Origin of the sequence: Bacteroides pyogenes (assembly GCF_014196225.1) — a bacterium.
Classification (GTDB): domain Bacteria; phylum Bacteroidota; class Bacteroidia; order Bacteroidales; family Bacteroidaceae; genus Bacteroides; species Bacteroides pyogenes_A.
On the sequence record NZ_JACIDI010000010.1, the window covers coordinates 18,603 to 41,906 of the forward strand.

Annotated in this window: 15 protein-coding genes and 1 pseudogene; 8 read left to right on the plus strand and 8 right to left on the minus strand. The window is 44.3% G+C overall.

From position 1 onward, the window contains the following. Together GGR07_RS08155 and GGR07_RS08160 are read right to left on the minus strand one after the other, a co-directional pair. Window positions 1-3,144, minus strand: coding sequence for a SusC/RagA family TonB-linked outer membrane protein (locus GGR07_RS08155; protein WP_122056488.1), 3,144 nt, complete (start codon window positions 3,142-3,144; stop codon window positions 1-3). 133 nt (window positions 3,145-3,277) lie between these two features. After that, complete coding sequence (locus tag GGR07_RS08160) at window positions 3,278-4,105, minus strand: ROK family protein (RefSeq protein ID WP_034543423.1); 828 nt, start codon at window positions 4,103-4,105, stop codon at window positions 3,278-3,280. A 535-nt stretch (window positions 4,106-4,640) separates the two neighbouring features. Here GGR07_RS08160 and GGR07_RS14220 point away from each other — a divergent pair. The 5 genes and pseudogenes from GGR07_RS14220 (at window position 4,641) to GGR07_RS08185 (ending at window position 11,266) form a co-directional block, all read left to right on the plus strand. Further along, window positions 4,641-5,483, plus strand: a pseudogene (locus GGR07_RS14220) (IS110 family RNA-guided transposase). A 740-nt stretch (window positions 5,484-6,223) separates the two neighbouring features. Further along, window positions 6,224-7,711 carry a TolC family protein gene (locus tag GGR07_RS08170; RefSeq protein ID WP_034543433.1) on the plus strand — a complete coding sequence of 496 codons (1,488 nt, stop codon included), beginning with the start codon at window positions 6,224-6,226 and terminating at the stop codon, window positions 7,709-7,711. A 106-nt stretch (window positions 7,712-7,817) separates the two neighbouring features. Beyond that, window positions 7,818-8,810 carry an HlyD family secretion protein gene (locus GGR07_RS08175; protein ID WP_034543421.1) on the plus strand — a complete coding sequence of 331 codons (993 nt, stop codon included), beginning with the start codon at window positions 7,818-7,820 and terminating at the stop codon, window positions 8,808-8,810. A 23-nt stretch (window positions 8,811-8,833) separates the two neighbouring features. Continuing rightward, on the plus strand, window positions 8,834-10,015 hold the full coding sequence (locus GGR07_RS08180) for an ABC transporter permease (protein ID WP_034543419.1): 1,182 nt from the start codon (window positions 8,834-8,836) through the stop codon (window positions 10,013-10,015). Further along, window positions 10,016-11,266 carry an ABC transporter permease gene (locus GGR07_RS08185; RefSeq protein WP_034543418.1) on the plus strand — a complete coding sequence of 417 codons (1,251 nt, stop codon included), beginning with the start codon at window positions 10,016-10,018 and terminating at the stop codon, window positions 11,264-11,266. Between the two features lie 232 nt (window positions 11,267-11,498). On the opposite strand, the gene GGR07_RS08190 is transcribed toward GGR07_RS08185, so the two are convergent. Continuing rightward, window positions 11,499-12,095, minus strand: a complete 597-nt coding sequence (locus GGR07_RS08190) for a porin family protein (RefSeq protein ID WP_021645253.1) — start codon at window positions 12,093-12,095, stop codon at window positions 11,499-11,501. Window positions 12,096-13,313: 1,218 nt separating this feature from the next. On the opposite strand from GGR07_RS08190, the gene GGR07_RS08195 reads away from it, so the two are divergent. From GGR07_RS08195 to GGR07_RS08205, 3 genes are all read left to right on the plus strand, one after another. Beyond that, window positions 13,314-13,679 carry a BlaI/MecI/CopY family transcriptional regulator gene (locus tag GGR07_RS08195; protein ID WP_021645256.1) on the plus strand — a complete coding sequence of 122 codons (366 nt, stop codon included), beginning with the start codon at window positions 13,314-13,316 and terminating at the stop codon, window positions 13,677-13,679. An 18-nt stretch (window positions 13,680-13,697) separates the two neighbouring features. Further along, on the plus strand, window positions 13,698-15,593 hold the full coding sequence (locus GGR07_RS08200) for a M56 family metallopeptidase (RefSeq protein ID WP_034543417.1): 1,896 nt from the start codon (window positions 13,698-13,700) through the stop codon (window positions 15,591-15,593). Window positions 15,594-16,041: 448 nt separating this feature from the next. Next, window positions 16,042-17,934, plus strand: coding sequence for a TlpA family protein disulfide reductase (locus GGR07_RS08205; protein ID WP_122056487.1), 1,893 nt, complete (start codon window positions 16,042-16,044; stop codon window positions 17,932-17,934). A gap of 569 nt (window positions 17,935-18,503) precedes the next feature. Here GGR07_RS08205 and GGR07_RS08210 read toward each other — a convergent pair. The 5 genes from GGR07_RS08210 to trmB all read right to left on the minus strand — a co-directional run bounded on the left by GGR07_RS08210 (window position 18,504) and on the right by trmB (window position 23,196). Then, the gene (locus GGR07_RS08210) at window positions 18,504-19,604 is read right to left on the minus strand and encodes an Mrp/NBP35 family ATP-binding protein (protein WP_021645260.1); all 1,101 of its coding nucleotides are present in this window, start codon (window positions 19,602-19,604) and stop codon (window positions 18,504-18,506) included. A 1,231-nt stretch (window positions 19,605-20,835) separates the two neighbouring features. Then, a complete protein-coding gene (locus tag GGR07_RS08215; RefSeq protein WP_021645261.1) occupies window positions 20,836-21,126 on the minus strand; it encodes a hypothetical protein in 291 nt (96 codons plus the stop codon). Between the two features lie 409 nt (window positions 21,127-21,535). Next, the gene (locus GGR07_RS08220) at window positions 21,536-21,832 is read right to left on the minus strand and encodes a YtxH domain-containing protein (protein ID WP_021645262.1); all 297 of its coding nucleotides are present in this window, start codon (window positions 21,830-21,832) and stop codon (window positions 21,536-21,538) included. 11 nt (window positions 21,833-21,843) lie between these two features. Further along, the gene (locus GGR07_RS08225; protein WP_021645263.1) at window positions 21,844-22,119 is read right to left on the minus strand and encodes a GlsB/YeaQ/YmgE family stress response membrane protein; all 276 of its coding nucleotides are present in this window, start codon (window positions 22,117-22,119) and stop codon (window positions 21,844-21,846) included. A 318-nt stretch (window positions 22,120-22,437) separates the two neighbouring features. Then, a complete protein-coding gene (trmB, locus tag GGR07_RS08230; RefSeq protein ID WP_021645264.1) occupies window positions 22,438-23,196 on the minus strand; it encodes a tRNA (guanosine(46)-N7)-methyltransferase TrmB in 759 nt (252 codons plus the stop codon). Window positions 23,197-23,304 lie beyond the last annotated feature (108 nt).

Consider the following 23,304-nt stretch of genomic DNA (forward strand, 5'->3'; position numbering starts at 1 on the left):
TTAGTAAATCAATTTCACACCTACGGAGAATACCCTTGATACAGGATATTTCATAGCATCCCAGCCACCGCACTCAGGATCCATGCCTGAATAGCCGGTCAGAGTGATAAGATTCTCTCCGCTGAGGTAGACGGACATACGGCTGTTGCGGTCATTGAGATGAGCGCATTTGCGAAGCACATCCGTCAAGTCGTAAGAGAAGGTTACGTTCTTCAAACGAAGATAAGAGGCATTTTCCAAATACCAGTCTGAAGCAGTGCTAAAGTTTCCGTTCGGATCGTTCTTTGATAAACGAGGAATGTCGGAACCGGTATTCGAAGGACTCCACGCATTCAATATTTCGGCAGAGCGATTAAAGTTGCCTTCTACATCGCCCAACAGCATGTATTTGCCTATATATGCAGCCTGCGCACCGCCCACACCTTGGAGCATGGCACTGAAAGACAGCTTTCGGTAGTTGAAGCCCAACGTCAGAGCAAATGTCGTTTCAGGAGTGGCATTGCCCATATATTGGCGGTCGGCATCCGTAATCTTGCCGTCGCCATTGACATCTACAAATTTCAAATCACCTGCCACGGCATTGGGCTGAATGCGTTCTCCTTCTTTATTCACATAGGCTGCTGCTTCCGCATTGCTTTGGAAAATACCATCTGTCTTAATCAGATAGTAAGAGTTCAGAGGTTCGCCTTCAGCCGTCTGATAGATATAGGAACCGCCACGGAAATGTTTGCTATTGGTCCATACCCCCGAAGTACCATCAGAATTCTTTATACCAATGTCAGTTACTTTATTATTCAGATAAGCAAAGTTGCCCGATACGAAATAAGAGAAGTTTCTGCCGACTTTGTCTCTCCAAGTAAATTGTGCTTCGAAGCCACGATTACGCACTTCACCTTGATTGACATACAAAGGTTCCAATCCAATAGTGTTAGGCCACTCCATCTCACGGGTTTGAATTAAATTGTAGGTGCGCTTATCGAAATAATCCAATGACAAGGACAAACGGTCTTTAAACATTTCCAAATCCAATCCCAAGTCATATTGCTCGGAAGTCTCCCATGTCAGGTTGGAATTCAAAGCTCTGCTGTTGTATACAAAGTTACCCCAAGTCTTGCCCGATTCCACACCGTATTGCGCTTGTTCTGACCAAGATTTTTTGGCAAGCAAAGGCGATTTGTAATTGAAAGGTATGGAGCTTAAATTGCCTATGCGTCCCCAAGAAGCACGCAATTTCAGCAGGCTGATAAAGTCGCTCTTCTTAAAGAATCGCTCGTTAGAGATTTTCCATCCCAACGTCAAAGCGGGGAAATCACCATGATTGCTCTCTTTGGGCAAGCGGCCGGCATAGTCGCGACGCCAAGAGGCAGTGGCGAAATAGCGGTCATTATACGAATAGGCCAAACGGGCTATCAAGGACACATTGGCATCGGGACCATACAAATAATCCTCAGCTTGGGTAGTTCCGGCATAAGCCAAGTATTGCAAGTTTGCAGCCTCTTCGGCAAAGTCGTGTCCTGTGACTTCCAAACCTCGACGATTGTAGCGGTCGGCAGTGGTAGAGAATAAAGCTCCCACGGTATGCTCGCCGAATGTTCTATCGTAGGTCAGCGTGTTTTCCGTTTTCCACGCATCGGCACGGTAGGCACTTTCATTCAACGAGTTAGACAAAGTCGGCTTACCCACTTCATCACGAATAGGATTGAAGTTTTTATACAAGTTACTACTCAGATTGTATGTAAAGCGGCTGGTGAATTTCAAACCTTGAATTACATTTGCAATCTCCAATGCGGTTGTGCTCCAGATATCGCTAGTTTTGTTGTACCTGTTTTCAGCTTCCAGCAAACGGACCGGGTTCACAGCATCTCCATGAATATCGGCGAAGTTCGAACCGTATTTGGTGATATAGGCAGGGTCTTCGGTGGTAGTTCCACCGTAGCTTCCATCAAGCGCATTATATACAGAGGCGCTGGCCGGCATATAGATGGCGGAGATGATGGGGCCAGTGTAACCGTCGTTATCCGTATTCTTGGATCGAGACTCTATATTCTTCCAAACAAAGTCTTCGCTGATGGTGATCCACTTGTTCAGCTTCATCTTTCCATTATAGCGCAAAGACATGTTTTTGTTAAAGGTGTTTATCAGTACACCTTCATCATTGTCATAAGCAAAAGAGATGCGGCTGTTATAGTTGTCCGTACCTACATTCAAAGCCACGTTATGGCGTTGGTAGAAAGCCGTACGGAAGATGGTGTCCATCCAGTCTGTGCGAGTGATTCCCACCCATGGATTTTTAGTTACATCCCAACCGGTGGGCAAAGTAAGCCCAGCATTGGCATGAGACTGCTTGCGCATCTCAATTTGCTGCTCGGCATTCAAAGGTTTAATCAAATTAGTGGCTTGACGAATGCCGAAAGTGCCGTCATAAGATAAGGTAGGAGCTCCTTCCTTAGCCTTCTTGGTAGTAATCAGTACAACACCTCCTGCACCTGACTGTGCGCCGTAGATAGCTGCCGAAGCTGCATCTTTCAGCACAACGATGCTTTCAATATCATTCATGGAAGCGATGGGAGCACCTGGAACGCCATCTACCACCCACAGAACATCGTCTTTAGCCGAGCCTTGTCCACGAATCACAATGCTCGGAGAGGAGGTGGGATCACCACCGTCCGCCTGAATGGTAACACCCGGCAACTGCCCTTGCAACATACTTTCAGTAGATGTCACGGGACGCACAGTCAGTTCATCGGCATTGCTCACCACCCCCACTGCAGCCGAAAGGTCTTGCTTACGGGCACTGGCACCGTAGCCCAATACCACCACTTCTTCCAACAGTTCGGCGTCTTCTTTCAAAATCACCGTCAACGGTTTTCCCGTAACCACAACTTCCTGATTCGTGAAACCCACGAAACTAATGATCAATACGGCATTCTTGGCAGCCGGCAATTCAAACTTTCCCTCAATATCCGTAACACCCCCCACAGTCATTCCTTTCACTAAGACATTGGCTCCGATGATGGGATCACCAGTTTGGTCTTTCACCGTTCCCTTTACTGAAATTTGCTGCGCAAAAACAGTGACCGACAATAACAGCCCCAAAAGTAAGGGAGGAATCATTCGATAGATTCTAAGATTTGTTCGTTTCATGCATTTAAATTTTAAGTTTATGATACTATGCAATTACATAATAGCAAAACTGGAGCAAAGCTCGTCAAACTATATTACAACTGCATTACAAAGGTTTATCATTTAGTTTACTTATCGAAAAATTTTTACCGAATCAGGTGTTCGGTAGAACGGAAGCTCCCAGCAAACTCGCATCTTCCTCTTGCGAAGCCACTATCTCCACAGCCTCTGCTATCACTTTATAAGGAAAATCCCGCATGCCTTCTTTCATTGCGCTCTCAAACAGCGGAAAAGACGACGCAATGCCTCCTCCCAATACAATTGCCTGAGGCGCATAGGCATAGAGAATCACTTTCATCAGATTGCCCAGATGAAGGCCGAATTCGTACCAGAGCTGCAACGAGGAGGTGTCACCCTGATTTGCCTTTTCGGCCACTTCCATACTCGTCGTGTTATGCCGTTTGAAAAAGAAACTACTGCAATAGTGCTCAAAGTCGGCATCCAAATAGGGGAATGAGCCTATTTCCCCAACTCCCATATATCGGCCACCATACAAGCGATGATTGACAATGACCCCCGCACCGATGCCCGTACCAATGGTAATACCCACCATGTCAGAATAAGGCCTGCCTTTACCGAACCGACTTTCGCCCAAGGCAAAACAGTTTGAGTCGTTATTGACGGCAACCGATACGCCAAACTCTTTCTGCAAAACGTCTTTCAAATGCACTTTTCTCCAAGAAGGAATATTCGCCACATTATATACAATTCCGTTTTCAGGATGAACAATGGAGGGAACTCCTATGCCAATGCCGTCTACCTGCTCACTCATCATGTCCCCAATAAGCCGGACCAATTGTCCAAGCACCACCGAGGCTTCTGCTTGCGCAAGACAAGGCACCGATATTTTTTTCAGACACCGTCCGTTTTCCACCCAGGCGATTCTTATATTCGTTCCTCCCAAATCAATTGTTAATCTCATGGTATCTCGTTTTAAAGGTTTCGGTAAGTGCAAAATTAAAAACATCCGCCTCCTTTTATATTACCAATTGCGCATATAAATCCTCATTTTGCGCAAAAGTAGACAGTAAACCGGATTTGAATCTGCATTATTTTACAGACAAACGATGCAAATTTATCTAAAATGAGGTCAATGACACCGACGGTCGAGGTATTGAAACAGGCCAACAAAGGCTCAGTAATTTTTTATGGAAATAAATTTTTCATATATATTACCCGCTCTCAGAATTAAAAAGCAAGAATAGATGCGTTAAAAAATATTATTACTGTCGTACATTTGCGTTATTATTGATTTTAAACTAACATTGTCTTTATACATTCAGGAAAACCAAACATGGAACAAGGCCGAATTGCTATTGGGATTAAAACCTAAAGCGGACGTTAAGCCCCCCCATGTTTTTACATCTAAAGACCGGATAGTTCGTTGGGGCTGTAAGCAAGACCCCGAGTTTGCGACGAGAATGCAAAAGATGTTACTCCTGATTAAAATTTGAGATATGACATACATTGGAATCGACATCAGCAAATCCACATTTGTGGCGGCATTTCCATCGGGAAACAGCTATCGCACTGAAACATTCACGAATGAAGCTAAAGGCATTCGCAAGTTTATTGGCAAGTTATCGGCAGACACACATCATTGTGTGATGGAGGCTACCGGCAATTACGGTTTCCTGCTCCTCTGCTTCCTTGATTGAGCAGGCATAACAGCAAGCCTTGTCACCCCCAAAAGGATAAAGAATTATTCACGGGTTATGATGTCGGTAACAAAAACCGATGAAATGGATGCGCGTCTAATCGCTGACTACGGATAAAAGATGAAGCCGGCTGCGTACGAACTGCCTTCAGAAAGTCTGATGCTGTTAAAACAGAAGAAAACTGTTATCCGTCAGCTTCAGAAACAACTCACTATGACCAAGAATCTTCAGTCATCGCTTGATCCACTGCCTGTTAAAGACAAGAAGTGTTTCTCTTCCATAAGGCAGACCATTTTGTTTTTAGAAAAACAAATTAAGCATCTTGAGGCAGAGCTTATGCAAACTGCGGAGTCTGTCTTTGAGAACCAACTCAAAGCATTGACTTCCATAAGAAGGAATCAGTGTCACTTTGACAACAGCATTGATTATTGCTACCGGAGAATTCACTTACTTTGACAACGCTAAGCAATTATCTCGGTATATAGGGATATGTCCAACCATTGAAAGAAGCCGAGGGAAATCCGGAAAACCAGCGATCATAGCTGTGGCAAATGAACTGGTGAGACAGGCGTTTGCGGTTGTTATTTCCAATATCCGTATATCAACGGCTTCGTTTCGGAGAAGCCTAATATCTCCGTCTGAAAAACAGTTTTATCTCTCTTTGGGGAGGTGGAAATCTAAGCCTCACAGACCTAAAACGACTCAAGAGCGGACAGCAGCAGAATATTTCTCAAATAATTTAAGGTGGATAAAACTTTTTCCTCATTTTATTGGGTTTGTAATATAGTTCGTCCGCTAAAACTCAAAAGAGCCTAAATATCTTGCCCGAAGCCCTACAGAATCGAACTTCGGGCTTTCTTTTTCAAAAAGTAAGCCCTCCTAATCGAAAAGGGTCTGTTCCGGTGATCCTTTTTGTTTCTCTTTAGCAAGGATGTTGTCCCATTTTTGTCCGGGTTCTCCATAAACGCGATAAAATCGATGTAGTACATAAGCGTAAGACGCGCTACCAATGGGAAGGCCTTATTTTTTGCTATCTACAACAAAAGAGACTGTCTAAAACTTGTCAGACAGCCCTATTCTTATTTAAAAGAAAACCAATAATTTTTGAACAAAGAAAGATTAAAATGTAAATGATACTTCAAACCGAATTATTCTATCCGAAGTGTATTGCATTCATCATTGTCCCGAATTGAAGCATATATAAAGGGAAAACGGTAAAACCGGAACATGTCTGGAAAAATCCTTTTCTATTTGTCTCTATTTAAAAAAGGCTAATTTTTTTTGCAGTTCAACAGAAAGTAGATACTTTTGCATCGTTGTTTATGCAATTATTCTTTATAAAAGAAGTATTAATCAATCCCATTTTTAAGACGCTACACACAATGAAAAAAGTACTGATTCTAACCGCTCTATGCTGCTTGACATCTATGGCTGAAAGCCAAAGTGTTCTCAACTTAGATAGTTGTCGTGCATTGGCTCTTGCTAATAATAAGGATCTGCTGATCAGTAATGAAAAAATAAACGCCGCATATAACCAGAGAAAGGCCGCATTTACCAATTACTTGCCCGACATAACAGCTACAGGGGCTTATATGCGGAATCAGAAAGAGTTTTCGATCCTGAACAACGATCAGAAAGCGGCGCTTTCAGGATTGGGTACCAACATGGCGAACGGTATATCCGGTCCTTTTCAACAAGCCGCTCAGGCCATCGTTGCCGCCCATCCGGAGTTGGCTCCGCTAATTTCGTCTCTCGGAAGTCTGGGAAATCAGTTAGGCTCCTCCCTTGTTCCCGCCCTTAACAATGCAGGAAACTCGGTAATCGACGCATTCCGTACAGATACCCGTAACGTATATGCCGGCGCCCTTACCCTTACCCAACCTATCTACATGGGAGGAAAAATCCGCGCTTACAACAGGATTACCCGATATGCGGAAGAATTGGCACGCCAACAGCACCATTCGGGCATGCAAGAAGTAATCTTGAGTACCGATCAGGCTTATTGGCAAGTGGTATCGCTCGCCAACAAAAAGAAACTTGCGGAAGGCTACCTGAAACTTTTGCAACAGCTCGACAGCGATGTGGAAAAGATGATTGCCGAAGGGGTGGCAACAAAAGCCGACGGATTATCGGTACGAGTAAAAGTGAACGAAGCAGAAATGACACTCACCAAAGTTGAAGACGGGCTAAGCCTTGCACGGATGCTGCTGTGCCAACTTTGCGGAATCGACCTGAGCACTCCCGTCCGGCTGGCGGACGAAGAGATGGACAACCTGCCCGTACTTACGCCGGACACTTACTTCGATATAGCCACTGCTTATGCCAACCGCCCGGAAATACGCAGCTTGGAGCTGGCAAGCAAGATATATCGGCAGAAAGTAAACGTAACGCGCGCGGAGCACCTTCCTTCGCTTGCTCTTATTGGCAACTACGTAGTTACGAACCCTTCGATGTTCAATGGATTTGAGAACAAATTCAAAGGAATGTGGAATGTGGGAGTCATGCTGCAAGTTCCCATTTGGCATTGGGGAGAAGGGACTTACAAAACCAGGGCTGCCAAAGCGGAAGCACGCATTGCCGAATACCGGCTTCAGGATGCCAAAGAAAAAATCGAACTACAGGTAAACCAGGCAGCGTTCAAGGTGAACGAGGCCGGAAAGAAGCTGGTGATGGCAACCAAGAACATGGAAAAAGCGGAAGAAAACCTGCGGTATGCCACGCTCGGCTTCAAAGAAGGAGTAATTGCCACGAGCAACGTACTCGAAGCGCAAACGGCTTGGCTGTCGGCACAATCGGAGAAAATCGACTCTCAAATAGACGTAAAGCTGACAGAAATCTACTTGAAGAAAGCGCTCGGAACCCTAAAGTAAGACAAGAAGGCGGAAGACAAGTTGACAACGGAACTACCCCATCTGCACTGTCAACTTACCCCTGCTTGTCGAATCAAAGAATATAAAAAACTTAAAAAACTAAAATATGACACCTACAAAATCACAAAACAGCAATATGCTGCTTGCATTCCTTACTTTATTAGGAGTTATCGCAATTGTTGCAATCGTCGGTTTTTTCATGCTTCGCAAGGGTCCGGAGATTATTCAGGGGCAGGCCGAAGCAACCGAATATCGCGTTTCGAGCAAAGTGCCGGGACGTATTCTGGAGTTTCGTGTAAAAGAGGGGCAGAAAGTAAACGCCGGAGATACGCTGGCAATACTGGAAGCACCCGATGTAATGGCAAAGATGGAACAGGCGCGCGCAGCCCAAGCTGCCGCACAGGCTCAAAATGAAAAAGCAATCAGAGGAACCCGGCAGGAGCAAATTCAAGCGGCATACGAAATGTGGCAAAAAGCTCAAGCAGGCGTCACCATTGCCGAAAAATCGTACACTCGTGTCAAAAACCTGTATGAACAAGGTGTGATGCCCGCACAGAAACTGGATGAAGTAACTGCACAACGCGATGCCGCAATTGCTACGGAAAAAGCAGCCAAATCTCAATACACAATGGCTAAGAACGGTGCTCAACGTGAAGACAAAATGGCTGCGGAGGCCCTGGTAAACCGTGCCAAAGGAGCCGTAGCCGAAGTGGAGTCGTATATCAAAGAGATGTATCTGATAGCCCAAGCAGCCGGAGAAGTATCCGAGATCTTTCCCAAAGTCGGCGAATTGGTAGGTACAGGTGCTCCCATCATGAACATCGCCGAACTCGATGATATGTGGGTGACATTCAATGTACGCGAAGATCTGCTGAAAAACCTGACGATGGGAGCGGAATTCGAGGCTATAGTCCCTGCTCTGGAAAATAAAACCGTCAAACTGAAGGTATACTATCTGCAGGACTTAGGAACTTATGCAGCCTGGAAAGCCACCAAGACAACCGGACAGTTCGACCTGAAGACGTTCAGAGTAAAGGCTTCTCCGATGGAAAAAACAGAAAATCTCCGTCCGGGCATGTCTGTCATTATCAACAAATAATATTCCTTAGATTCGCAACGTAAATGAAAGAGAAAGAAAAGAAATATATAGCTTTGTGGCAAGTCATGCTGCGAGAGTGCCGCCGGCTCGTATCCCGCCCGCTCTACCTTTTCTGCATGGTGATAGCTCCTCTGTTCTGTTATATATTCTTTACCACCTTGATGAGCTCCGGACTTCCGGAAGGCCTGCCCGCAGGTGTGGTCGACATGGACTGTTCGGCTAACTCCCGCAACATCATCCGTAATCTCGATGCCTTCACCCAAACGGATATTACGGCCCATTACAGCAACATAGCAGATGCCCGCATCGCCTTGCAGAAAGGAGAGATATACGGTTTCTTCTATATACCCGAAGGTTTGTCGGCAGAGACGCAAAGCCAACGGCAGCCTAAGGTCTCTTTCTATACAAACAACTCTTATCTCATTGCCGGCTCTTTGCTTTTCAGAGATATGAAGATGATGGGAGAACTTGTTTCGGGGGCCGCAGCCAGAAGCATGCTGTATGCCAGAGGAGCGACGGAGAAGCAGGCGATGGGCTTTTTACAACCGATCGTTATCGACACGCACCCGCTGAACAATCCGTGGTTGAACTACTCGGTATATTTATGCAACACATTGTTACCGGGCGTATTGATGTTGCTTATATTCATGGTGACGGTTTATTCCATCGGCGTGGAAATCAAGGCCCGCACAGCACGTGAATGGCTGCGGATGAGCAATAATTCCATCTACATTGCGCTGGCAGGGAAGCTGATACCGCATACGGTTGTCTTTTTCATCATGGGAGCATTCTATAATGTGTATTTATACGGCTTCCTGCATTTCCCCTGCAACAGCGGAATCTTTCCCATGCTGCTCGCCACGCTTTGCCTCGTACTGGCTTCGCAATGTTGCGGAGTGCTTATGATAGGAATATTGTCCACCCTGCGTCTCGGATTGAGTTTCGCTTCGTTGTGGGGAATGATCTCCTTCTCCATTTCGGGCTTTACATTTCCGGTAATGGCGATGCACCCGGTTTTGCAGGCATTAAGTTATTTGTTCCCGCTGCGGCATTACTTTCTCATCTATGTCGATCAGGCGCTCAACGGATACAGCATGGCTTACTCGTGGCCTAACTATACGGCCTTGTTAATATTCATGATGCTTCCTTTCTTCGTAATATATCGACTGAAAAAAGCATTGATTCACTATAAATACATACCGTAAATGAAAGATATAAAGTTAAAAGACAAGATAGCTCAGGGCATCAACGACCTGTTTTATATCTGGAAACGGGAGTTCCGAATCACTTTCCGCGACCAAGGGGTACTGATATTCTTCATTCTCGTGCCTTTGGGTTATCCTCTGCTATATGCCTTCATTTATAACAATGAAGTGGTACGCGAAGTACCGGCGGTGGTAGTGGATGATTCCCGCTCATCGTTCAGTCGCAAATACCTTCAGAACATCGACGCCACTCCCGATGTGGATATCGTTGCCTACTGCGCCGACATGAAAGAAGCGCAGCAGATGCTGAAAGAGCGGAAAGCTTACGGTATCATATATATGCCCGCCGATTTCAACGACAAAATCGTAAGAGGAGAGCAATCGCAGGTACAGATTTTCTGCGACATGAGCGGTTTACTGTATTATAAGTCACTGCTACTGGCCAATACATCGGTCTCTCTCAAGATGAATAAAGACATCAAGATTGCACGCAGCGGAAATACCACCGGCAGGCAAGATGAAATTACGGCTTATCCGATAGAATATGAGGATGTAGCCATGTTCAACCCTACGACGGGATTCGCGGCTTTCCTCATTCCGGCCGTATTGATACTGATTATCCAACAAACTCTGCTTCTGGGGATCGGCCTTTCTGCCGGTACGGCCCGCGAGCACAACCGCTTCAGAGATCTTGTGCCCATCAACCGGCATTACGAGGGAACGCTGCGAATCGTATTGGGTAAAGGGTTGAGCTATTTTCTGGTCTATTCTTTGGTTTCCGTCTATGTGCTTTGCGTAGTACCGAGAATATTCAGCCTCAACCAAATCGGGCAGTTTTCAACTCTGACGTTGTTTACACTTCCATACTTAGCGGCGTGTATTTTCTTTGCAATGACTGCTTCGATCGCCATCCGCAACCGCGAGACCTGCATGCTGCTTTTCGTGTTCACTTCGGTTCCGTTACTGTTTATCTCGGGCATTTCATGGCCCGGTTCCGCCATTCCGCCATTCTGGAGGTATGTTTCTTACATATTTCCGTCTACATTCGGCATCAACGGATTTGTACGGATCAACAATATGGGAGCCACACTAAGCGAAGTCTCCTTCGAATACAAAGCCTTGTGGCTGCAAGCCGGCATTTACTTCCTTACCACCTTTTGGGTGTATCGCTGGCAGATTCTGATGAGTCGTAAGCACGCCATTGAAAGATACAGGGAACTAAAAGAAAAGAGAGAGTTTCAGAGGGCCTAAACCGCAGGATATAAGGGCATGTATCCCTACTGCCGATCGCAGAGAAGTGAAGTCGAACAACTCTCAATCTAAACTTACTACTCTTGTTAACAATAAAAAGAGCCGTATCTTTACTCCGAACAGAGTTTGATACGGCTCTTCTTATGTCTTCGAGTTATAGCTTATAGCCTTCTCGGGTTGTCATTCTTAATTCGACACCTTCTCATTGAACTTTTATCTCAAGCAGGACTTATCAGAATTTGTAACCTACACCTACTGAGAAGTTCATGTTCTTCGGCGATTTTTCAGCGTCATACAGTTTAGTCAAACCGATTTCTCCGGTCAAATCGATAAAAATACGGTTTATTTCATAAGCAACGCCTACACCTAAACCTGCATCGAATTTATCCGCACCTTTTATAACAGTAATACCGGCAACCTTTGTATCTCCAAAAAAGTCGACCTTTTCACCGGCAAATTTATACTTGCCTCCCAGACCATAAGCAATGTACGGACCGGCCTTTATCACAACATTCTGTCCGTCTGCCACAGCAAAACGAACGGCAGCCATTATAGGCAATTCGAGATACATAGGATTGGCAGTCAGAGTTTTTCCGGCTGCATCCAGCTTAAATCCTTTGGTTGTAAACAACAGAGAAGGTTGGATAGACCATAATTCATTGAAAGCATATTCCATACCTACACCGGCTTGAAACCCTGCTTTTACCTTAGAGTCGTCAATCTGTGTAACGTTGCTCAGATTCATACCTACTTTGGCATTCCAAGATACCTGCGAATAAGAAACAATTGAAACCAGTGCAAATAGCACAAAAATCAAACCTTTTTTCATATTATTCTTAATTTTATTCTGCTGCCCTCATCCCATGAACAGCTTATGTGAAACAAATGAAAGTACGGGGAATTCTCCGAAACATATTCAGTAACCGAGCGTACATTTTTCACTAAAGTGTTTAGATTACAGCCGCAAAGATATTCAAATTCTTTTGATGTGTAGCTTTTAAGAGGCTTTTTTTGCAGAAACATGTGAAAAGCAAACTCTTGGCTGACTATAAAAAAGAATAAGGCCATTACCGGCAATACCCGCCTGCACAGATGAAAACAGGGGCATAAAGTGAATTTCCCCGAATGGTAACCGCACAGTATCTCTACCGGAAAAACGACAAAAGAGACAGAAAGCACCACGCGGACAAAGAATCACCCGGTCTTCAAAAAAAACCTCATCCGGTTATAGGAAAGGATTTGTTCCACGACAATAAAGATTCCGTAAAGCCATAGAAAAGGGATTTGTCCAACTACCTAAAGACCCCGTAAAGCCATGGGAAGGACTACGTTTCACTACAAGAAAGATTCCGTAAAATCATGGAAGAGGATTTGTCCGACTACAAGAAAGACCCCGTAAAATCATGGAAAGGACTCCGCTTCACTACAAGAAAAAACCCGTAAAGCCATAGAAAAGGATTTGTCCGACTACAAGAAAGATCCCGTAAAATCATGGAAAGGACTCCGCTTCACTACAAGAAAGATTCCGTAAAATCATGGAGGAGGATTTGTCCGACTACAAGAAAAACCCCGTAAAATCATGGAAAGGACTCCGCTTCACTACAAGAAAAAAACCGTAAAGCCATAGAAAAGGATTTGTCCGACTACAAGAAAAACCGGATAAAGTTACAGGAAATCTCTGTTCAACCGTAACAAAGCCTCTGCCCGATTCCAACAGAGCCTCTATTCAGTCCCAACAGCGACTCTGTTCAACCGTAACAAACCCTCTGTTATTTCAAAACAGCGACTCTGTTCAACCCAAAGGCAGTACACTTCCGTGAAAGACACAGGCAGGAAATCCGGAGGGATACGGACGGACAGGTGGAAAAGGCAGTATCCCAACGTGACACACACAATGGCGAAAGAGGAAACAACGAGCTGAGAGAAAAAGAAAAATCAGCCGGAAGAAGCGCGGATTTCAGCAATTCACATGATTTAACCTACTAACTATTGGATTATTACGAAAACTTCGTAGATTTGCGAAAGATTCGTAATCAGACTACAGAACATGGAAAAATTAACGATACAAGAAGAAGAAGTAATGATTTACATCTGGGAGATGGGAGATTGTTTCATAAAAGATATCCTGGGAAGATACGCTCCGCCGGCGCCTCCTTACACCACCGTGGCTTCCATCGTGAAGAATCTCGAGCGGAAAGGGTATGTGTCTTCGAAACGCATGGGAAATACCTATCAATACTCTCCCGCTATCCGCGAAAGCGAGTATAAACGCCATTTCATGAGCGGCGTGGTGCGTAACTATTTTGAGAACTCTTACAAAGAGATGGTTTCTTTCTTTGCTAAAGACCGGAAAATATCCGCCGACGACCTGAAAGAGATTATCGAACTGATAGAAAAAGGAAAAGAATCGTAGGACAAACCCCTTACTGCCATGACTCCGGAACTCGTATATTTTTTTAAAGTCAACATAGCCATTGCCTTGTTTTATGCTTTCTACAGGCTGTTTTTCTACAAAGACACATTCTTTTCGTGGCGCCGCACGGCTTTGCTATGCTTCTTTGCCGTATCTCTGCTCTATCCGTTACTCAACATTCAGCAATGGGTGAAAGAGCAGGAACCTATCGCCGCCATGGCAGATCTGTACGCAAACGCCATACTTCCGGAATTTACGGTCGGCACGGACCCGTCTTCCGGCCATTGGCAGGAATGGCTCAAGCAGCTTTCAACATTTCTCTACCTGAGCGGAGTACTGTTGCTCACCATCCGCTTTTTCATCCGGTTGGGAAGCATCATACGCTTGCGCATCCACAGTCCGAAAGCCGAAATGCAAGGAATACGCGTGCACCTGCTGAAGAAAGAAGCAAGTCCGTTCTCCTTCTTCCACTGGATATTCATTCACCCCGAATCGCATACGGATAGCGAAATCAGCGAGATCATTACGCACGAGCAGACGCATGTCCGTCAGTACCACTCGATAGACGTACTCATCAGCGAGGTGATGTGCATCGCCTGCTGGTTCAATCCGTTCGTCTGGCTGATGAAACGCGAAGTGAGAGGAAACCTCGAATATTTGGCAGATTATCGCGTATTGGAAGCGGGACACGACAGTAAATCATACCAGTACCATTTGTTGGGACTGACTCACCATAAGGCTGCAGCAAAATTATCCAATAATTTCAATGTTTTACCATTAAAAAACCGTATTAAAATGATGAATAAACGACGCACCGGAAAAATAGGAAGAACAAAATACCTGTTGTTTCTTCCGTTGGCTGCCCTGTTGCTGATTGTAAGCAACATCGAAACAGTGGCGCGAACCACGAAAGAGTTTGCCAAAGAGATGATGGGAGAAGCGCTTGTAAAAGATGCCGTATCCCCCGAAACTGCGAATCTTCCGGAACAACCAACCGGAACAACGACTCTGCAAGATAAGAAAACACCTCCCCCTCCTCCGCCGCCAACTACCAAAAAGCAAGCGGACAAGAAGGAAAAGGTTGCTCCTCCACCTCCACCCGCACCGAAGAAACAGACTGATCAGGACGATCCTGTATTCGAAGTAGTGGAAGTAATGCCGGTATTTCCCGGAGGAACAAAAGAATTGATGTCATATCTGGGCAATAACATTCAATATCCGAAAGAAGCGAAAGACAAAGGCTTAGAAGGACGCGTGATCGTCTCCTTTGTAGTAGACAAGCAAGGGAATGTACTGAATCCGAAGATTGTACGCAATGATGTGGTAGTAACCGCTTATGCGCCGAAGGACGGGAAAGGCGAACCAGCCAAAGTGAAACCCGACGAAAGCGCTTTGCTTGAAAAAGAGGCCCTGCGGGTAGTTTCTGCCATGCCGAAATGGACGCCGGGCAAACAGAGAGGAAAAGAAGTCAACGTACGCTATACGCTGCCGATTATGTTCCGCCTGTCTAAACCGAAGCCTACAGCAGTACCGGAGGTAGCGGGAGCCAAATTGGAGGACAAGCCGGAAAACGGTGTTTATCAAGTAGTGGAACAATTGCCCGAATTTCCCGGCGGACAATCCAAGTTGATGGGGTTTCTCGCTCAAAACATGAAATATCCCGTAGAGGCGCAGAAGAATAATGAGCAAGGGCGGGTGATCGTACAAATGGTGGTAGAAGCGGACGGAAGCATATCCAACATCAAAGTACTCAGGAGCGTATCGCCCTCATTGGATGCCGAAGCCATGCGAGTAGTCGGCAGCATGCCGAAATGGAAGCCGGGCATGCACAAAGGGAAAGCCGTGGCCGTGAAATACACGCTGCCTATCAGCTTCAAGCTACAAGATCCTCCGGTAGAACCGCAGAAGAAATAGAACTCTGCGAGGAAGGAGCCACCGACGTACCGTTGCCTCCTTCCTCACAGAACCGCAAAAGAGATAAATTGCCGGAGTGATTTTTATTCTCCGCATACAAAGAAACGCTTTAAGAGTGAAGCGAGAAAAGCATCAGAACGGGGCAAACACTTGCAAATGTGAAATCGGAGAAAGCAAAACGAGATGTAAAAGACACGGCATCTCAAGGGAAAAACCCCAAGTTAGCGCCCCGAAGCAAATGTGCCAAAACTCAAAAAAACTCTCAAAGAACCAAGCTTCGGAATCGTCTCTTAAGCAGAAACGCGAATAAAGACTTCTGAGGAAGAGTCGTTCCTAAGCTTTGCCACATTTTCTTTTTCAACGCTATTCCACGCATAATTCAATCCTTATAATATAAGGAACAACAAAATTTTACTATTTTTGTACGAAACCAAAGAATAGTATACACATGAAAAAAAACACATGGATTATCTGCTTGCTGCTGTGCGCCGCCTGCGCCATGCGAGCCAAAGAGAGAGTAATAGAGCGTCCGCCTTTCATCGCGTGGAACAGTATGAGCATCGAAATAGACAAACTGGTGATCAGCGATACGGCTACCGTAGCCTATATTAAAGCATTCTACCGGCCGAAGTTCTGGATCAAAATAGCTAAAGGAAGTTTCCTTGCCGATCCCGACGGACAACTGTATCCCATCCGCAGAGGAATCGGCATTACGCTCGATGAGGAGTTCTGGATGCCCGAATCCGGCGAAGCCGAGTTCCAACTGGTATTCCCTCCGTTGCCGGAAAACGTGACTTGGGTAGACTTTTCCGAAGGAGACACGGAGGGGGCATTCAAGATATGGGGCATCCAATTGGATAAAAAGGCGTTTTACAAACGTGATTTGCCTAAAGAAGCCATCGTTCATAAAATACATAAAGAGGCTGCGCTGCCCGTTCCGGAGTTCGCTTACGGGAAAGCGACCGTTAAAGGAAAAATCATGGACTATCGGGAAGGAATGCCACAAGCAGGCAGACTGCATTTGCTGGAACCGCTCAGATGGACAAGCTCTTTACAGGAGATAAATATACACGAAGACGGTACATTCGAGGTGGAAACCGATGTGATTACCACTACTCCCGCCATCTTCTCCTTTCCATTTGCCCAAGTCTCGTGCTTGCTGGCTCCGGGTAAAGAGACAAAAGTGCTCATTAATCCGGCGGAGTATTGCCGACAACAGTCGCAATTACATAAGAATGCCAAACCTTACGGGAAGAAAGCTTATTTCGAAGGTTATCTGGCAGCGCTTCAACAAGAGTTGTCGGACAATACCATCAAAACAAACCTGGCGGCCAATCCGCGCAGCCACTTCGACCGAATAGCGGATAAAGACGTCAATAGTGTAAAAGAGTATTTCACCGAACTACGCCGGAATACTCTTCAGGAGATAGAAAAGGCAGATATGAGCAGGGCTGCCAAAGAAGTTCTTGCAGCCAACACGGATAACACCACGGCCATCAACATTCTCATGGCTGACGATATGATGAAGCAAGCACATATCATCACACAGAAACTAAACAGAGAGCAGGCGAACGAATATTACAGAGATACCCGCATCGAGATGCCCGAAGACTTCTACAGCGTACTGAAAGAACTCTCGATAAATACGCCTGCAAATCTGTATACACCGGAATTTGCTTACATAGCGCTCGTGGCCCGTCGTTATCAGGAGTTGCTGGAAAAGACTCTCGGAACCTCCGAAGGGGTGTTGTTCCAAACAATGGAAGCGCTGAAGTACTATCGCTCCATCGAAGACTTCACTCCGCTGACGGCGGAACAGAAAGCGACCCTCGACGCATTGCCCGAACCCGCTTATAAAGAATTGCTCACCGCTCTCAACAACGAGTTGCTCCGAAAGATAGAGGAGAACAAAAAGAAAAGCGGATTCACCGTAAACGAAGTACGAGAAGTGAGCAACGAAGATTTGTTTTCTTCTATCCTTGCCAAATACAAAGGGCATGTATTGCTGGTTGACTTCTGGGCTACCTGGTGCGGACCCTGCCGCATGGCCAACAAAACGATGATTCCGATGAAAGAAGAACTGAAAGACAAAGACATCATCTACGTCTACATTACAGGAGAAACTTCGCCTAAAGGCGTATGGGAAAATATGATTCCGGATATACACGGGGAGCACTTCCGCTTGACTAACGAACAATATAATTACTTGAGAACGAACCTCAAGATTGAAGGAGTGCCTACTTATTTCGTTGTCGACCGCGAAGGAAAGACTACGTACAGGTCAACCGGATTCCCCGGAACGGGCACGATGAAAGAGCAATTGCTGAAAGTGCTGAATTAACCGATGAATCACGAAAAGGCGAACTCCGAATCGCCAAGAAAGCACTGGATAGAATCTTGAGGGGGACATATAAGCATGACAGCCGGAAGAAGATATTCTGCGGCACGAACCCCAAGCCCCGCAAGCAACTGACATGCAGATAATAACAAATAAAAAACATTGGGAGCCCCATACCGGCGGATTGGTATGGGGCTCCCAATGTTTTTTATCACGCTCTCAGTTGTATTTCTGCGAAAAACCTCCAGCTCCGATTTCGCTCCAATGGATCCAGTACATCGGCAAAGGAAAGCCAATAAACCGGCGTAGTTCTTGTTCAGCTCCACTTCCTCCGGACACAGTAACTGAAGCACTACCACAGACTCCCGGCACATCCGTAAAGGGTAATCAACAAACCGGACAAAAGATCGGCACCATTTCAGTACCCGCAACCGTTCGCTCCGAATATAGCAAAACCTAACAAGGGAATCAAAAGACAACTAATGATTCCCTTGTTAGGTTTTGCTATCGGGCACTGAAACACCAAAATCTGCCGTTTCGGCAGAAATAACTGAACTTGAAAGCAACTGAACTTATTTGTTCATTTCCACAATCTTCGTTGGGGCCATCTCGATGTTCCGGCGGTCGACCTGGCGAACCACGCTTGCAGCCAACGACAAGAAAGCGCGCCCGGTTACCGTGTCTTCATCCAAAGCCACCGGTGTACCGTTGTCCCCTCCCTCGCAGATGCTCTGCACAATAGGAATTTGCCCCAGTAAAGGCACGTTCATCTCTTCCGCCAGTTTCTTCGCCCCTTCTTTCCCAAAAAGAAAATATTTGTTTTCCGGCAACTCGGCGGGAGTAAACCAAGCCATATTTTCCACCAAACCGAGGATAGGTACATTAACCTTATCGTTCGTAAACATGTTGATCCCCTTACGGGCATCTGCCAGTGCCACCGCCTGCGGCGTACTGACAACGATAGCTCCGTTGAGGGCCAGCGTCTGAACTACCGTCAGATGGATGTCACTTGTTCCGGGAGGAAGGTCGATCAGGAAATAATCGAGTTCTCCCCACGCTGCATCGGCAATGAGTTGTTTCAAGGCATTACTCGCCATACCTCCCCTCCAAAGCGTTGCCTGATCGGGATCGACAAAAAATCCGATAGAGAGCAGTTTCACTCCGTATTTTTCTACCGGAATAATCAAATCGCGTCCTTCTAAACGCTCTAAATAAGGACGCGCATCTTCCACCTGAAACATTTTGGGTATAGAAGGACCGAATATATCAGCATCGAGCAAACCGACCTTGTGCCCCAACTTAGCCAAAGCTACAGCCAGATTGGCTGAAACGGTAGACTTACCCACTCCTCCCTTGCCGGAAGAGATACCGATAATGTTCTTCACTTCCGGTAGAAGTTTACCTACTTCAGGACGGGCAGCCTGTTTACTTTCCGTTGCTATCGTCACTTTCACATCGGGAGAAATATAAGTATGTATGGCTGTTTCCGCTGCCTTCAACATCGATTTCATAAAAGGATCGGTAGGCTTCTCAAAAATCAGCGAAAAACTAACTGACATACCGTCTATACGGAGATTATCGGCAACCATCTCCGCTTCCACTAAGTTTTTCCCGGTACCGGGATAACGCACCGTTGCCAATGCATCCAATATTAATTTCGGATAAAGAGTCATTTTATTTAATATCAATTCGACAATTATATTTTCATACTATTTATTGCACCATAACAGAAAAGTCGTGAATTTATCTATCCAGATATTCACAAACACCTATCACTATTATCCTTACAACTACCTCGCGACTGACTTAAAGCGCATACGAATCTACTGGAAGTAATGTGTGCCCGCAGTTTCATTCCAATAAACGAATTATCTCGGCTGCTTGTCCTTTTTAAATGATTTCTATACACTCGCAAGCATGTCTTTGAAAGGCTCTGTAACGATTTATCCCTGTTGTCTACGTGTCAGATCCGCCATTCTTTCCATATGATATTCAAAGTACAACATGGTTGCAATAAAGAATGAGCCCCACCGTTATCGGTCACTAACGCCTTTTATTAGGCTATTATTGAAACAACAATAGGCCCAGACATGGTACGAAACAATCACTTATAATATTTGCGTCTCTACTACTACCGTGAGCAAAGTTATTGAAATATTCTGTTTGACAGATGGTTTTTGCAAGTTTTTCGATTCTCTTTAGAAAAACAATCCACAAAGTCAAACATTTTTCTACAAGAAAATCGTTATTACAGAAACCCTATAATATCTGAAGTTAAATATATGCTGATTCTGATTTTATTCTGTTTCATTAGTCTGACCACAGATATTTAAGAGACTATTACTTCAACATGCCTGTGTATATTTGAAACATCTGTTTCCTAATTCTGTTTGATATAATCATTCAGTATGCCCGGCAAAACACCTCTTTTTTAACACATATCCACTAAGACAATGAGATATTAAAACAAAAGAATGTTGCAGAAGTCTATATAAAAATCCCTACAACACCCTTCTTTTGCGATTCGCTTTTCCTTAAGAAAACTATTTTATCTGATAAGAATATACAGTGGAATAAACATACTGTGTATTTCTTACTAAAAACTTAAATACCCAGACATTCATTTAAGTTGATTCAGATAAGACACCTCCCCTCATGCATAAATGTAAACGATTGCTTCTGTTCTGTTTCTAATAGCAATCAGGCAGGAGACCATAAAATCTCTTCTGCCGAGTTCTTGGGATAAACAAATTTCCGTGAACATTTTTAGATTTAAGCTCAGAGCAAAAAGTATGATTATTTGTTTCTATCATATAGCCTATAATAAGATTTATAAATAATCTTCCAGGCCAAAAAAGTATCAAAACAAAATGATGTTAGTTAAATACAAAGGTTAAGATTGAATTAGTCAAGTTGCTTTTTAACCTCCTTTTTAGCTTTGTTGTAATCTTCCTTCACTGCCTTCTTTACCTTGCCATAATCTTCTTTAACATCCTTTTTAGCCTCATCCCAAGCATCTTTAACTTTATCTGCACCTTCCTCCATTTTATCGGAAGCTTTATCCATAGCACCCTCCACAGACTCTTTTGCGTTTTCAATTCTTTGTTCAGTCTTATTCTGCTCTTTCTTGTTCCGACAAGATGACATGAATAATACAAAGCAACACGCTAATGTCATAAATACAATCTTTTTCATAATGTTTTTTTTGATTTGTTATACAATAATCCATCCCAGATTCTGAGTGGATAAAAGTAGTTATACCTTTATATCTCTTACTTTGCATCTTTTTGAAAAGTAATCCACCGCTTTGCTATTCAGTAAGCTCTCAGGAATTGGAACATTTACTCTTTCACAAGTTCATCGCTTCGAGTGAGTACCGCAGCAACCAGTCAATACTTAACTACTTCTTACGCATATAAGCAAATTCATAAGCCTGTAGAAATCTTTATGAATGTTCCTGTGCCAGAAAGCAGAGCTCTAACGATATTTTTATCTATACTTGCCAAGGATGTTCTCTGGCACATTCTTTAGCCAGAGGACTATAGACTGAGAAAAAAGAGAGAGCCACAGTAATCCACCCAATTCAGCTATCTGAGTTAACACCTTATTTTTTAGCTTGCGAAACGGCAGTATGAATCTTGTCTTTCAGAGTGTCTGCTTTTTCAACAACATTAAGAGTCACATCAAGGATCTTCTCCGCAGTTTTAGTGCCTACGTCTATCACTTTATCTTTAGCGTTTTCAGCGACATCTTCTGCACAGTCAGTCACATTCTCAATCACACGATATATTTTCTTTTTCAATCTTTTAGCTTTTACCGTACGTGAAAAACGGTAAGCAAATGCTCCGATGGCCGAACCTACGACAAGGCCAATAAAAAACTTAGAATTGTTAGTTCCCATAATCAAAAGTTTTAAGCTAATAAATAATTAAAGATCAGTTTTCTTGGATTTATTAAAAAAGATAGAATCCATAATAAGAAGATAGCCCCAATAACAGAGGTAAAAAGGCTCCCTAGCAAACCTGTCGTGGCAATTCCAAGCAGACCGAATACCCTGCCGTCCAATACACCACCGACAATTCCTACTAGCAAATTAACGAGAAGTCCAAAACCGCCTCCTCTCATCATAATTTTGCCGGCTATAAAACCTGAAACAATTCCGATGATAATGTACCAAATAAAATACATAAACTAAGTTTTAGCAAATGAAACTTATTGAAGCTCATGATTCGAAGAGTCGTAATAGAAAAGGTACCGACTCATCTCTATAAGAGAAACACAGCATTCAAACAAATAGTTTGTTCGGGAACCTCAATTTAACAACTATTCCCATTCTTGAGATGAACTAAAAAGAGTATCTCCGAATGAATTAAAAACCACTACTTATAAATAGGAGATATGGGAAATTTGTTTGGAGAGTAATCAAAACAAATGATTACCCCATTAAATTCGGTGAATTGCATCAATTATTTTAAAAATCCTCCGACAGCATATCGACAACACTTTCTATTTGCTTGAGCTTAGTCCGCTCCGCTTGCTACGATTATAGCTACGATACGAATCGAGTTCTATCTCCACGTCCGGCTCCTTCAAATCTCCTTCTTGCGGAAGCCGGAACTTGATATATTTAATACTTAAACCGCGGTCGAGCCACTGTTGTTCATAATACGTCTTGATACCCAGAATATCATCTACCAGCCCCGAATGATATAAATCTTCGGTGATAAACTCAACAGGAAGACGGTTGGTCTCTATCATGTACTTCGTATAAGTGAACATAAACTTGCTATCTGTCTTCAGGTGAATGATTCCGTTGGGCTTCAGGAACTTGCGATACCTGTTCATAAAGTATGTAGAAGTCAGTCGCTTGGTAGCTTTTTTCATCTGGGGGTCGGAGAAAGTCAGCCATATCTCACTCACTTCGTCTACAGCAAAGAAACGGTCGATGATTTCGATATTCGTTCGCAGAAAAGCCACATTCTTCATGCCTGCCTGCAACGACTCAGTAGCTCCCGTCCACATCCGAGCTCCCTTAATATCGACCGCTATAAAATTCTTTTCGGGAAACATCTTGCCCAAACCTACCGTATACTCTCCGCGTCCACAGCCCAGTTCGAGCACAATCGGTCGGTCGTTCTTAAAGAACTCACTATGCCACTTTCCTTTCATCTCAAACGGCACATTATCCACAGCCGAGTAAGGGTATTCAAACACATGCGGATAACCCGCCATATCGGCAAACTTCTCTAATTTATTCTTCCCCATATCATTACTGATTAAGACGCAAAGGTACTTACTTTTGGCGTAACCAACAAAAATAAATGGAGCACAGATGAGACTCCGTACCCCATTCTTTTGCTTAATAGTAATTAT

Coding starts and splice junctions, on each gene's coding strand:
- GGR07_RS08180 (WP_034543419.1), top strand. CDS start 8,834: ATGAAAGAGAAAGAAAAGAAATATATAGCTTTGTGGCAAGTCATGCTG.
- GGR07_RS08190 (WP_021645253.1), bottom strand. CDS start 12,095: ATGAAAAAAGGTTTGATTTTTGTGCTATTTGCACTGGTTTCAATTGTT.
- GGR07_RS08175 (WP_034543421.1), top strand. CDS start 7,818: ATGACACCTACAAAATCACAAAACAGCAATATGCTGCTTGCATTCCTT.
- GGR07_RS08160 (WP_034543423.1), bottom strand. CDS start 4,105: ATGAGATTAACAATTGATTTGGGAGGAACGAATATAAGAATCGCCTGG.
- trmB (WP_021645264.1), bottom strand. CDS start 23,196: ATGGGGAAGAATAAATTAGAGAAGTTTGCCGATATGGCGGGTTATCCG.
- GGR07_RS08185 (WP_034543418.1), top strand. CDS start 10,016: ATGAAAGATATAAAGTTAAAAGACAAGATAGCTCAGGGCATCAACGAC.
- GGR07_RS08205 (WP_122056487.1), top strand. CDS start 16,042: ATGAAAAAAAACACATGGATTATCTGCTTGCTGCTGTGCGCCGCCTGC.
- GGR07_RS08215 (WP_021645261.1), bottom strand. CDS start 21,126: ATGAAAAAGATTGTATTTATGACATTAGCGTGTTGCTTTGTATTATTC.
- GGR07_RS08195 (WP_021645256.1), top strand. CDS start 13,314: ATGGAAAAATTAACGATACAAGAAGAAGAAGTAATGATTTACATCTGG.
- GGR07_RS08200 (WP_034543417.1), top strand. CDS start 13,698: ATGACTCCGGAACTCGTATATTTTTTTAAAGTCAACATAGCCATTGCC.
- GGR07_RS08220 (WP_021645262.1), bottom strand. CDS start 21,832: ATGGGAACTAACAATTCTAAGTTTTTTATTGGCCTTGTCGTAGGTTCG.
- GGR07_RS08210 (WP_021645260.1), bottom strand. CDS start 19,604: ATGACTCTTTATCCGAAATTAATATTGGATGCATTGGCAACGGTGCGT.
- GGR07_RS08225 (WP_021645263.1), bottom strand. CDS start 22,119: ATGTATTTTATTTGGTACATTATCATCGGAATTGTTTCAGGTTTTATA.
- GGR07_RS08155 (WP_122056488.1), bottom strand. CDS start 3,144: ATGAAACGAACAAATCTTAGAATCTATCGAATGATTCCTCCCTTACTT.
- GGR07_RS08170 (WP_034543433.1), top strand. CDS start 6,224: ATGAAAAAAGTACTGATTCTAACCGCTCTATGCTGCTTGACATCTATG.